The sequence below is a fragment of the Affinibrenneria salicis genome, from assembly GCF_008710095.1.
Map to the genome: position 1 here is coordinate 400,294 of NZ_VYKJ01000001.1, position 12,739 is coordinate 413,032.

General features: G+C 56.4%; 11 protein-coding genes and 2 tRNA genes. 2 read left to right on the top strand and 11 right to left on the bottom strand.

Annotated features, from left to right (window positions below):
* The 9 genes from nusA to rlmE all read right to left on the bottom strand — a co-directional run bounded on the left by nusA (position 1) and on the right by rlmE (position 8,251).
* Positions 1-1,491 carry a transcription termination factor NusA gene (gene nusA, locus FJU30_RS01760; RefSeq protein ID WP_150433715.1) on the bottom strand — a complete coding sequence of 497 codons (1,491 nt, stop codon included), beginning with the start codon at positions 1,489-1,491 and terminating at the stop codon, positions 1-3.
* Between the two features lie 21 nt (positions 1,492-1,512).
* Positions 1,513-1,965 (bottom strand): ribosome maturation factor RimP, encoded by a 453-nt coding sequence (gene rimP, locus FJU30_RS01765; RefSeq protein WP_150433716.1) that lies wholly within the window; start codon positions 1,963-1,965, stop codon positions 1,513-1,515.
* Positions 1,966-2,193: 228 nt separating this feature from the next.
* Positions 2,194-2,270, bottom strand: a tRNA-Met gene (locus tag FJU30_RS01770).
* A gap of 321 nt (positions 2,271-2,591) precedes the next feature.
* A tRNA-Leu gene (locus tag FJU30_RS01775) sits at positions 2,592-2,678 on the bottom strand.
* Positions 2,679-2,736: 58 nt separating this feature from the next.
* A complete protein-coding gene (secG, locus tag FJU30_RS01780; protein WP_150433717.1) occupies positions 2,737-3,069 on the bottom strand; it encodes a preprotein translocase subunit SecG in 333 nt (110 codons plus the stop codon).
* 252 nt (positions 3,070-3,321) lie between these two features.
* The gene (gene glmM, locus FJU30_RS01785; RefSeq protein ID WP_150433718.1) at positions 3,322-4,659 is read right to left on the bottom strand and encodes a phosphoglucosamine mutase; all 1,338 of its coding nucleotides are present in this window, start codon (positions 4,657-4,659) and stop codon (positions 3,322-3,324) included.
* An 8-nt stretch (positions 4,660-4,667) separates the two neighbouring features.
* Positions 4,668-5,501 (bottom strand): dihydropteroate synthase, encoded by an 834-nt coding sequence (gene folP, locus FJU30_RS01790; RefSeq protein WP_150433719.1) that lies wholly within the window; start codon positions 5,499-5,501, stop codon positions 4,668-4,670.
* A gap of 129 nt (positions 5,502-5,630) precedes the next feature.
* Positions 5,631-7,574: an ATP-dependent zinc metalloprotease FtsH gene (ftsH, locus tag FJU30_RS01795; RefSeq protein ID WP_191091517.1), complete on the bottom strand. Its 1,944-nt coding sequence runs from the start codon at positions 7,572-7,574 to the stop codon at positions 5,631-5,633.
* Between the two features lie 47 nt (positions 7,575-7,621).
* Complete coding sequence (gene rlmE, locus FJU30_RS01800) at positions 7,622-8,251, bottom strand: 23S rRNA (uridine(2552)-2'-O)-methyltransferase RlmE (protein WP_150433721.1); 630 nt, start codon at positions 8,249-8,251, stop codon at positions 7,622-7,624.
* A 148-nt stretch (positions 8,252-8,399) separates the two neighbouring features.
* Here rlmE and yhbY point away from each other — a divergent pair, with 148 nt between their 5' ends.
* Positions 8,400-8,693: a ribosome assembly RNA-binding protein YhbY gene (gene yhbY, locus FJU30_RS01805; RefSeq protein ID WP_150433722.1), complete on the top strand. Its 294-nt coding sequence runs from the start codon at positions 8,400-8,402 to the stop codon at positions 8,691-8,693.
* 243 nt (positions 8,694-8,936) lie between these two features.
* On the opposite strand, the gene greA is transcribed toward yhbY, so the two are convergent.
* On the bottom strand, positions 8,937-9,413 hold the full coding sequence (gene greA, locus FJU30_RS01810; protein ID WP_150433723.1) for a transcription elongation factor GreA: 477 nt from the start codon (positions 9,411-9,413) through the stop codon (positions 8,937-8,939).
* A gap of 261 nt (positions 9,414-9,674) precedes the next feature.
* Here greA and dacB point away from each other — a divergent pair, with 261 nt between their 5' ends.
* On the top strand, positions 9,675-11,108 hold the full coding sequence (dacB, locus tag FJU30_RS01815; protein ID WP_150433724.1) for a serine-type D-Ala-D-Ala carboxypeptidase: 1,434 nt from the start codon (positions 9,675-9,677) through the stop codon (positions 11,106-11,108).
* 42 nt (positions 11,109-11,150) lie between these two features.
* Here the strand turns inward: dacB and FJU30_RS01820 are convergent, their stop codons facing one another.
* Positions 11,151-12,665 (bottom strand): NCS1 family nucleobase:cation symporter-1, encoded by a 1,515-nt coding sequence (locus tag FJU30_RS01820; RefSeq protein ID WP_150433725.1) that lies wholly within the window; start codon positions 12,663-12,665, stop codon positions 11,151-11,153.
* Positions 12,666-12,739: the final 74 nt, after the last annotated feature.

Sequence of the window (12,739 nt, forward strand, 5' to 3'; positions counted from 1 at the left end):
TTATTCATTTTCGTCGCCAAACCAACAGATATTACGGGCGGCCATAATCAGCTCACCGGCTTTTTCATCATCCAGCCCTTCAATATCTCTCAGGTCGTCGACACCCTGCTCAGCAAGATCTTCCAGCGTACAAACACCGTGCGCAGCCAGACTGAACGCCAGCTCACGCGCCAGACCCGGCAGGCCGAGCAAATCATCTGCGGGTTTTCCGGCGCCCCGGCTCTCTTCCTGAGCCAGAGCCAGCGTAGTCAGTGCGGCCTTCGCGCGTTCGCGCAACGCTTCGACAGTCTCTTCGTCCAGACCGTCAATCTCCATCAGCTCTTTAATTGGCACGTAGGCCAGTTCTTCGAGCGAGGAGAAGCCTTCCTCCACCAGCACGGTGGCAAACTCTTCGTCAATATCCAGATACTTCGTGAAGATATCAATCGCGGCATGCGCTTCGGCCTGGTGTTTGGCCTGCAGATCTTCGATGGTCATTACGTTCAGTTCCCAGCCGCTCAATTGAGAAGCCAGACGAACGTTCTGGCCGTTACGGCCAATGGCCTGCGCCAGATTACCCGACTCAACGGCCAGGTCCATGGTGTGGTTATCTTCATCCACCACAATTGAAGCCACATCGGCCGGCGCCATAGCATTAATAACGAACTGAGCCGGATTATCATCCCACAGCACGATATCAATACGTTCCCCCGCCAGCTCGCTGGAGACGGCCTGAACGCGCGCGCCGCGCATCCCGACACAGGCGCCGACCGGGTCGATGCGCTTGTCGTTAGTCTTAACGGCAATCTTCGCGCGGGAACCCGGATCGCGAGCGGCGGCTTTAATTTCAATCACTTCTTCGCCGATTTCCGGCACTTCAATGCGGAACAGTTCGATCAGCATTTCCGGACGTGAGCGGCTGACAAACAGTTGGGCGCCGCGCGCTTCGGGGCGAACGGCATACAGTACGCCGCGCACCCGGTCGCCCGGACGGAAGTTTTCGCGCGGCAGCATGTCTTCGCGGCCAATCACGGCTTCCGCATTATTGCCCAGATCCAGCGAAATGCTGTCGCGATTCACTTTCTTCACCACGCCGGTAACGATTTCGCCTTCCTGCTCGCGGAATTGCTCAACCACCATGGCGCGTTCGGCTTCACGCACTTTCTGCACGATAACCTGTTTCGCGGTCTGCGTAGTGATGCGGTCGAAGGTGACGGACTCAATCTGATCTTCGATGTAGCCGCCCAGCTCGATAGACGGATCTTCAAACTGCGCCGCTTCAAGCGTGATTTCACGCGTCGGCTGAGTCACTTCATTTACGGCCACCCAACGACGGAAGGTATCGAAGTCGCCGGTTTTACGATCGATGCTGACGCGCACATCGATTTCCTGTTCGTACTTTTTCTTGGTTGCAGTCGCAAGCGCAATCTCCAGCGCTTCGAAAATCTTTTCACGCGGAACGGCTTTTTCGTTGGAAACAGCTTCTACAACAGCCAGAATCTCTTTATTCATCCTAGTTGCCTCATCCAAACTTTAAAAGTGGGGTACAAGATTCGCTTTCTGGATGTTGCTCAGCGCGAATACTTCATCTTTGCCTTCCACTGTTACGGTAATCATTTCGCCTTCAACGGCCTTGATTACCCCTGACCATTTGCGGCGATTCTGCACGGCCATGCTCAGCACCAGAGTGACCTCTTCACCCAGAAAACGCGCATAGTGTTCGGCGGTAAACAACGGGCGTTCGAGGCCAGGAGAAGACACTTCCAGGTTATAGGCAACCGTGATCGGATCTTCTACGTCCAGCACTGCGCTGACCTGGTAGCTAACATCAGCGCAATCATCAACAGTGATGCCCTTTTCACTATCAATATAGATACGCAGCGTTGACTGACGAGCCCGGACAAACTCAATGCCAACCAGTTCAAAACCCAGTGCGGCGACCGGCTCTGAAATCATCGCTGTTAATTTTTGCTCTAATGTGGACAAGCCCACCCCCAAGACATAAAAAAAGGGCCTAATAGCCCAGTGATTCTGTTGTCTAATAACAAAAAACCCCGAAATGTCGGGGCTTTTATGCAACTGGACCCTATTAACCGCCAGATAAAACGACGGTATACCTCTCGGTCAAGATTTTTTTCAAAAACCTACTGGGTAAACGCAGACAACCTGCTGAACAGTCTGTTTGAAAAAAAAACTTACCGGGAAGTTTAAAACTGGTTGCGGGGGCCGGATTTGAACCGACGACCTTCGGGTTATGAGCCCGACGAGCTACCAGGCTGCTCCACCCCGCGCCTGAAAATGAACGTGGCGAATAATACGCTGCCCACTATAAAATAGCAAGGTATACCCGTTATCCTTCAGGTTGCAGATACGCTGTCGGCGCTTGCGGAGCGGGCGGCTTAGCGGTGTAAACTCGCCAGCATCCACTCGCCGGCCGTCTTCCTGCAACTCGAATTATGTATAAGGTATACCGTAATACCAACGGCGCGCCGCGACCGGCAAAAGGCGGCGGAAAGAATAGACTACACAGAAAAAAGCCAGCGAGACAGCGTTTCCCGCCTTTTACTAAATAAAAAAAGACGTCCACGACGTCTTTTTTTATTACTGAGTATTGGTACCGAGGACGGGACTTGAACCCGTAAGCCCAATCGGGCACTACCACCTCAAGGTAGCGTGTCTACCAATTCCACCACCTCGGCATCGCAATTTTTTCTTTATCGCGGCGGAGCCATCGCATTTCCCGCCCGACTATCGCACTTAGCGAGGAATATCACTGGAAGGCGCGGCGGGTGCCGTCGGCGCAACCGACTCGCTTTTCTCTGGCTGGCTCAGGTTTTCCCATTCGCCGCCAGTTTTGCTCTGGTGCGAACTCATGTTGCCCAGAACCAGGCTAATAATAAAAAACAGTGTCGCCAGCGCCGCCGTCATCCGCGTCATGAAGTTGCCGGAACCGCTGGAACCAAACAGCGTGGCGGACGCGCCCGCACCAAACGACGCGCCCATGTCAGCGCCTTTACCTTGCTGCAGCATGATCAGCGCGACAAGCGCGATAGAGACCAGCAGGAAGATGACTAAAAGAGCTTCGTACATGATTGTACCTGTTACCGGTTTTCCCCGCGCAGGCGGAGACAAAAAATTTTTGCGGCATCACCGCGTGTAACCGCTTTTATGTCGGCGGGAGTAATCCCTGCTCAAGCGGGTCTGAATACTAACCAAAGGCTTGGGCCTACGCAAGGGTAATTTAGCCCAGCCCGATCGATCGCAGAAAAAAACAGCGGCCGGGCGAATAAAAGAGAGCGACCAGCCCGGCCGACGCCGCCAGGCAGCGCCGGCCGCGCGGGCTCAACCGGCCGCTTTTACCGCGTCGGCGATACGGTTCGCCAGTTGCGTCACCTGAGCCTCATCCTCGCCTTCCACCATGACGCGAATCAACGGCTCCGTTCCCGATTTGCGCAGCAGTACGCGACCGCGCCCCGCCAGCGTGCTTTCCACCTCGTGCATCACCTGTTTCACCGTTTCATCGTTCAACGGATCGCACTGGCCGGAGAAACGTACATTAACCAGAACCTGCGGAAACAGCTTCATCCCGCTGCACAGATCGTGCAGGCTCATATGGTTTCTCACTATCGCAGTGAGCACTTGCAAACCAGCGATAATCCCGTCGCCGGTGGTGGTCTTATCGAGCAAAATCACGTGGCCCGAGTTCTCGGCGCCAATGCGCCAGCCTTTTTCCTGCATGGTTTCCAGCACATAGCGGTCGCCTACCCTGGCGCGGGCAAACGGGATGCCCAGCTGTTTAAGCGCCAGTTCCAGTCCCATATTGCTCATCAGCGTGCCGACCGCGCCGCCGCGCAGCTGGCCCTGACGCAGCCCTTCGCGCGCGATGATGTAAAGGATCTGATCGCCGTCGACCTTGTTGCCCAGGTGATCCACCATAATCAGGCGGTCGCCGTCGCCGTCGAAGGCCAGACCCGCATCGGCCTTTTCCGCCAGCACGCGCGCCTGCAGCTGCGCGACATCAGTGGCGCCGCATTTTTCATTAATATTCATGCCGTCCGGCTGACAGCCGATGGAAATCACGTTGGCGCCCAGTTCGCGCAGCACGCTGGGCGCGATATGGTAGGTCGCGCCGTTGGCGCAGTCGACCACCAGCTTCAGCCGGTTGAGGCTCAGCTCGCTGGGGAAAGTACCTTTACAGAATTCAATATAGCGCCCGGCGGCATCCACGATACGGTTTGCTTTGCCCAGCTCCGCCGACTCGACGCAGGTCAACGGTTTTTCCAGCTCGGCTTCAATCGCCTCTTCCACTTCATCCGGCAGTTTAGTGCCGTCGATCGAGAAGAATTTAATCCCGTTGTCGTCATAAGGATTGTGCGACGCGGAGATGACGATACCCGCCTCCGCGCGAAAGGTGCGCGTCAGATAGGCTACGGCGGGCGTCGGCATCGGGCCGGTAAACGAAGCGGATAATCCGGCGGCGGCCAGACCGGCCTCCAGAGCGGATTCCAGCATATAGCCGGAAATACGCGTATCCTTGCCGATAATCACCTTGCGCGAGCCATGGCGCGACAGCACTTTCCCGGCGGCCCAGCCCAGCTTCAGGACAAAGTCTGGCGTGACCGGACTTTCTCCCACTTTGCCGCGCACGCCGTCGGTGCCAAAGTATTTACGATTTCCCATAGTGTTCTTTATTCCTTCGCTGAAAGTGTAGCTTCGACAATGCGCATCGCCTCAACGGTTTCTTTCACATCATGAACCCGGATGATCTTAGCCCCCTGCATGGCGGCAATAACCGCGCAGGCCACGCTGCCGGTGACTCGCTGCAGCGGCGGCACATGAAGCAATTGACCGATCATTGATTTTCTCGACATACCCACCAGCAACGGCAGGCCAAAACGATGCAATTCATTAAGATGGGCCAGCAGCCGGTAATTATGCGACAGATCTTTGCCGAAGCCGAAACCTGGATCCAATATCAGTTTGTTTTTCGGAATATTGCTCGCCGCGCAGCGCGCGATCTGCTGCTGAAAAAAATCGCCCACCTCCGCCAGCAAATCATCATAGTGCGGCGCCTGCTGCATGGTGCGCGGCAGCCCCTGCATGTGCATCAAACATACCGGCAGCCCCGTCGCCGCCGCCGCTTCCAGCGCGCCCGGCTCATTCAGCGCGCGGATGTCATTAATTAAGTGAGCGCCCGCTTGCGCGCTGGCCGTTATCACTTCTGGCTTGGAGGTATCCACCGAAATCCAGCTGTCGAAACGCTGCGCCAGCGCTTCCACCACCGGCACCACGCGATCCAGTTCTTCAGCGGTGCCGACCCCGGCGGCGCCCGGCCGGGTAGATTCCCCGCCGACATCAATGAGCGTGGCGCCGGCGGCAATCATCTCCTGAGCATGAAACAGCGCGGCGTCCAGCGTATTGTGGCGACCGCCGTCAGAAAAAGAATCGGGCGTCACATTCAGAATGCCCATTACCTGCGGATAAGACAGATCAAGGCAGGAATCCCTGGCGATCAGCTGCATAGCGTTATTCCTCAAAATCTTTAGCGCGCCGCATAGCGGCCCGGCGCAATTAGCAAAAAACCCCGGAACCAGTCCGGGGTTTTATCAAACATCAGGCATCAGGCGAACGGAGTCCGTCACATGCAGCGCTTACTTACCCGACGGCTGAGACAGCGTATTACCGGCGTTCGGCGTACCGTCTGGCTCATCAATCGACTTCGGCGCCTTCGGCGTACCGTCATTGCCCTGCCCGCCGCCCGAGGTGGGTTTTTCCCAGCCAGCCGGCGGACGCACGTCTTTACGCGCCATCAGATCGTCGATCTGCGGGGCGTCGATGGTTTCATATTTCATCAATGCATCCTTCATCGAATGCAGGATATCCATATTCGCCATCAGCAGTTCCCGTGCGCGCTGATAGTTGCGCTCAATCAACGATTTCACTTCCTGATCGATAATGCGCGCCGTTTCATCGGACATATGCTTGGCCTTGGCCACGGAACGGCCGAGGAATACCTCACCCTCTTCCTCCGCATACAGCAACGGCCCCAGTTTTTCCGAGAAGCCCCACTGCGTCACCATATTGCGCGCAATAGAGGTGGCGACTTTAATGTCGTTAGACGCGCCGGTTGAGACCTTATCCACGCCGTAGATAATCTCTTCGGCCAGACGACCGCCATACAGCGTTGAGATCTGACTTTCCAGCTTCTGACGACTGGCGCTGATGGCGTCCCCTTCGGGCAGGAAGAAGGTGACCCCCAGCGCGCGGCCGCGCGGAATAATCGTCACTTTGTGCACCGGGTCGTGTTCCGGCACCAGACGGCCGATAATCGCATGGCCGGCTTCATGGTAAGCGGTCGACTCTTTCTGTTCTTCCGTCATCACCATTGAGCGACGTTCCGCGCCCATCATGATCTTGTCTTTGGCTTTCTCAAACTCAACCATCGACACCACGCGCTTGTTGCCGCGTGCGGCGAACAGCGCCGCCTCGTTGACCAGGTTGGCCAGATCGGCGCCGGAAAAGCCCGGCGTCCCGCGCGCAATCACCGACGGCTCGACATCCGGCGACAGCGGCACGCGGCGCATATGCACCTTCAGGATCTGTTCGCGGCCGCGTACGTCCGGCAGCCCAACCACAACCTGACGGTCGAAACGGCCCGGACGCAGCAGAGCCGGATCCAGCACGTCGGGACGGTTAGTCGCGGCAATCACGATAATGCCTTCGTTGCCTTCGAACCCATCCATCTCGACCAGCATCTGGTTCAGAGTCTGTTCGCGTTCATCATGACCGCCGCCCAGACCGGCGCCGCGCTGACGACCGACCGCATCGATTTCATCGATAAAGATGATGCACGGCGCAGCTTTCTTAGCCTGCTCGAACATGTCGCGCACGCGGGAAGCGCCGACGCCGACAAACATTTCTACGAAGTCGGAACCTGAAATGGTGAAAAACGGCACTTTCGCCTCGCCGGCGATGGCTTTCGCCAGCAGCGTTTTACCTGTCCCCGGCGGGCCGACCATCAGCACGCCCTTCGGAATTTTACCGCCCAGCTTCTGGAAACGGCTCGGTTCACGCAGGTATTCGACCAGTTCGCTGACTTCTTCTTTCGCTTCGTCGCAACCCGCGACATCGGCAAACGTCGTCTTGATCTGGTCTTCCGTCAGCATCCGCGCCTTGCTTTTACCAAACGACATGGCGCCTTTACCGCCGCCGCCCTGCATCTGGCGCATAAAGAAAATCCAGACGCCGATCAGCAACAGCATCGGGAACCAGGAAATAAAGATAGAGGTCAGCAGGCTCGGTTCTTCCGGCGGCTCGCCAACCACTTTCACATTCTTCGTAAACAGGTTATCCAGCAGCTTGGGATCGTCGACAGGGATATACGTCGTGTATCGGCTGCTATCTCTTTTGATAACATTAATCTCACGACCGTTAATACGCGCTTCGCGCACCTGATCCTGATTCACTTCAGTTAAAAAGGTTGAATAATCCACCCTACGGCCATTCGACTCGCTGGGCCCAAAGCTCTGGAATACGGACATCAGCACGACTGCGATGACTAGCCAGAGAATCAGGTTTTTCGCCATGTCACTCAAGGGATTAACCTCATATTACAACTGTGTTAAAAAACAGCGTTAGGGTACTACAGTTTGCGCCCTGTCGCTACAATATAGACTTCACGTGATCGAGCGCGCGAGGCCTCTGGCTTACGAATCTTGACCTTCGTAAACAGGGAGCGAATTTCCCGCAGGTATTCATCAAAACCTTCTCCCTGAAACACTTTCACCAGGAAACTTCCGCCTGGCGCCAGTACATCACGACACATATCCAGCGCTAATTCAACCAGATACATCGATTTAGGAATATCGACCGCCGGCGTACCGCTCATGTTCGGTGCCATATCGGACATGACTACCTGAACTTTACTACTTCCTACCCGTTCCAGCAGCGCATTCAGCACTATTTGATCACGAAAATCGCCCTGCAGGAAATCGACGCCGACGATAGGATCCATCGGCAAAATATCACAGGCGATAACCCGTCCGCCGCCGCCGATTTGCGTGACCGCATACTGCGACCAGCCGCCCGGCGCCGCGCCTAAATCCACCACGGTCATGCCCGGTTTAAACAGCCGATCGCCTTGCTGTAGTTCATCAAGTTTAAACCAGGCGCGCGAACGAAGCCCCTTTTTCTGCGCCTGCTGTACGTATTTATCGCTAAAATGTTCCTGGAGCCAGCGACTGGAGCTTGCAGAACGCTTGTTGTTAGCCATCTTGTTTCCCAACTATCCTGAATTCAACGCTCCTGGTGAAACAGCCCCTTCTCATCTTTTATCATATCGGCTACATACCGATTTGGTGATAAGCATGAGATGGCGGTAGAATGACCCGTTTTCAATCCCAACCGAAGCAAAAAAGACAATGAATCTAAGCAACAAACAAAAACAGCACCTGAAAGGCCTGGCCCATCCGTTAAAACCGGTGGTCCTGCTGGGCAATAATGGCCTGACCGAAGGTGTACTGGCCGAGATTGAACAGGCGCTTGAGCATCACGAGCTCATCAAAATCAAAATCGCCGCTGAGGAACGTGAAACCAAAGCGCTGATCATTGATGCGATTGTTCGTGAAACCGGCGCCAATAATGTGCAGGTTATCGGCCACACGCTGGTGCTGTATCGTCCGTCGCAAGAACGTAAAATCGTGTTGCCACGCTAACACGTTCGGTTTTATCCCCGACGCCTTCCGCATACCGGCGCCCGGCCACTGAACGTCTCTTCTGCGCTTAGCGTACCAAGCGGGGAAAACCAGTGCGCCTGCGGCCTGAAAGGCGTTGGGTTTGCTGTAGCCCGGCAGCACTTTACAAAAAGGTGCCATGGCTCCGTGCCAGAGAAAAGGCCGCAAGCGGCCTTTTTCTTTTCTTTACAAATTTTGTTGTTTTAACCGGCGGAACAACAGAATTTACAGATATTCGACCTTCACGATCTCATACTCCACCTGACCGCCCGGCGTGGTGATCACCACCACATCGTCCTGCTCTTTACCGATCAGGCCGCGCGCGATTGGCGAGTTCACCGAGATCAAATTCTGTTTAAAATCAGCCTCGTCATCGCCCACAATGCGATAAGTCTGCTCTTCTTCGCTATCCAGATTCAGCACCGTAACCGTCGAACCAAAAATAACGCGCCCGTTGGCGGCCATTTTAGTGACGTCAATAACCTGGGCGTTGGACAGCTTGGCCTCAATTTCCTGAATACGGCCTTCGCAGAAACCCTGCTGCTCGCGCGCGGCATGGTATTCCGCGTTTTCTTTTAAATCGCCGTGTTCGCGCGCTTCGGCAATCGCCGCAATAATTTCTGGCCGGCGGACGCTTTTCAGGTGATCAAGCTCTTCGCGCAGTTTCTCTGCGCCACGTAACGTCATCGGAAATTGTTTCATATAATCAATACCTCAGAAAAATCTGTACTGCTTTTAATAACCGTCATCCTGACGTTTGAAAATCAATGTAAGACGGTGCGTTCAGCCAGTATTCATCTGGCAATACACAAAAGCAAGCTAACCCGAAAACCAGTTTCAGGTCAGCTTCAATTTGCATTTTGATACGTATTTTAACCCAGAGTTCCCTGGTGGTCATCGTTTACTTTAACCCTTGATGCGCCGTAGTATGACCGCACGTTAACCCCGTTGCTCACTGAGATTATGCGTTTTTCATCAATCGTCGCCGGGCTGGCCTGCGCCGTTGTGCTGCGTGCTCACGCAGCGAACGTACAGGATTACACCCAATATTTGCCGGACGGAGCCAATCTGGCTCTGGTTGTACAGAAAGTAGGGGCGACCTCGCCCGTGATCGATTTTCATAGCCAGCAAATGGCGCTGCCGGCCAGTACGCAAAAAGTGCTGACCGCGCTGGCCGCGCTCCTGCAACTGGGCCCGGACTACCGCTTTGCGACCACGCTGGAAAGCCACGGCTCGATCAGCGGCGGCACCCTGCGCGGCAGCTTGATCGTGCGTTTCAGCGGCGACCCGACGCTGAAACGCCAGCAGTTGCGCAATATGGTGCAGGAGCTAAAAAAACGCGGCGTTCAGACGATCGACGGCGATGTCATGATCGATACCTCGGCGTTCGCCAGCCATGACAAAGCGCCAGGCTGGCCGTGGAACGATATGACGCAGTGCTTCAGCGCGCCGCCCGGCGCCGCCATTGTCGACCGCAACTGTTTCTCGGTTTCGCTCTACAGCGCCCCCAGAGCAGGCGATAACGCTTTTATCCGCGTAGCCTCCTACTATCCGGTGCAAATGTTCAGCGAAGTCAAAACGCTGGCCAAAGGCGCGCCGGAAGCGCAGTACTGCGAACTGGACGTGGTGCCCGGCGAACTCAACCGCTTTACGCTGACCGGCTGCCTGACCCAGCGCAGCGAGCCGCTGCCTCTGGCCTTTGCAGTGCAGGACGGCGCCAGCTATGCCGGCGCCATCGTCAGGGAAGAGCTGACGCAGGCCGGGATCGACATGCGCGGCAGTTTACGGCGCCAGACGCAGCCCGGTCCGGCCGGCGCCGTGCTGGCCCAGACGCAATCGGCCCCGCTGCACGATCTGCTGACCATCATGCTGAAAAAGTCCGATAACATGATTGCCGATACCGTGTTCCGCACCATCGGCCGCGAACGATTCGGCGTGCCGGGCACCTGGCGGGCGGGCGCCGACGCGGTGCGCCAGGTGCTGCGCCAGAAGGCCGGCGTCGATCTGGGCAACAGTATTCTGGTGGACGGCTCAGGCCTGTCGCGCCATAACCTGATCGCCCCGGCGACCATGATGCAGGCGCTGCAGTACATCGCACAAAATGACCAGCAGTTGAACTACATCACCATGCTGCCGCTGGCCGGCTACGACGGAACGCTGCGCTATCGCGGCGGGCTGCACGAGGCGGGCGTCAACGGCAAAGTATCGGCCAAAACCGGCGCCCTGCAGGGCGTTTATAACCTGGCGGGCTTTATCACCACCGCCAGCGGCCAGCGCATGGCGTTCGTTCAGTACCTGTCCGGCTACGCCGTGCCGCCGGAAGATCAAAGCACGCGCCGCGTCCCGCTGGTGCGTTTCGAAAGCCGGCTATACAAGGACATCTACGAGAACAACTAACCGCCTATTTCACCGTTGCCGCGGCGTACAACCAGGGCTCCATCAGGACTTCGTCGCTTTTGTCCCGTGAAATGACGCGCCGCCGCGCTGCGCCGCCCGCCCGGCGACGCCGGCGCACTCCGCGCGCGCAATCCAGCGGTAGCCGCAGGCCGCCAGAAAAGCGCCGATAAACCAGCTGAAGTTCGCCACCGCGTGCAGCGCCGGAATAAAACTGATAACGAGACCAATCGCCACCGCCGGCAACAGCGCCGCCACCGCCTTTGGATTGAAACCGCCGCGATACCAATATTCGCCCTGCGGCGTAGCGTTAAACAGATCGTTGGTCGAAATCCGTCCGCGCTTGATCAGGTAGAAGTCCGTCAGCAGAATACCGAACAGCGGACCGATAAAGGCGCCCAGCACATCCAGCGTGTAGTGAATAAGCTCCGGCGACTGGAACAGATTCCAGGGCGTCAGCAATACCGATCCCACGGCGGCGATCATTCCGCCGGTGCGAAAGCTAATCCTCTGCGGCGAGCAGTTGGAAAAATCGAAGGCGGGGGAGACAAAGTTCGCCACAATATTGATGCCGATGGTGGCGACAATCATCGTCAACAGTCCGATGGCGACCGCCAGGCTGCTGTCGACTCGGCTGACGGTTTCAATCGGATCGGTGATCATTTCGCCGAACAGCGATTGAGTGCCCGATACGATCACTACGGTCACGATCGAAAACAGCAGAAAATTAAACGGCAGCCCCCAGAAATTACCGCGCCGGACTTCCTCCATGTTTTTGCCATAGCGCGCAAAGTCGCCAAAGTTCAGCAGCGGGCCGGAGAAATAGGACACCACCAGCGCCGTGGCGGTCAGCATCTGAAACGCCTGCTCGCCGCCGCTCAGCGATTTATTCGCCAGCGTAAAGGAAATGCCGTCGAAACCGGTTTGATACAGAATCCAGCCGGCCAGCGCGAACATCACGACATAGACTGCCGGACCGGCGATATCGATAAAGCGTTTAATCGCGTTCATCCCGTGCCAGAACACCATCGCCTGCAGCAGCCACATCATGCCGAAACACAGCCAGCCCAGCGTCGACAGCCCAAGCCACGACGTATGCGTCAGCGGCGTCAAAGAAGGCCAGAATTTGAGCGCCACCAGCATCAGCGCATTGGCCGCCAGAAAAGTTTGTATACCATACCAGGCAAAAGCGATCAGCCCGCGGATCACCGCGGGGATATTCGCGCCAAATACGCCAAACGCCTGACGGCAGACCACCGCATAGGGGACGCCGGCCATCTGACTCGGTCTGGCCACCAGGTTAGCGCAAATCTGCACTATGCAAATACCGACCAGCAAACACAACAATACCTGCCAGCTGGCCAGACCGAGCGCGAAGAAACTGGCGGCGACCACATATCCGCCCATACTGTGTACATCAGACATCCAAAAAGAAAAGATATTGTACCAGCCCCAGTTCTGCTGGCGGGTTGGGGCAAGATCATCATTACACAACCGCGGGCTGTATTCGGCGCCGGCCCCATCGACCGACGTCGTCTTAACATGTTGAATATCTGGCATGAAACCTGCTCCTCTGAATGTGATTGTTAGCTATACACGGACAAATACGTTGCAGGATTCAGGCCATATTCGAT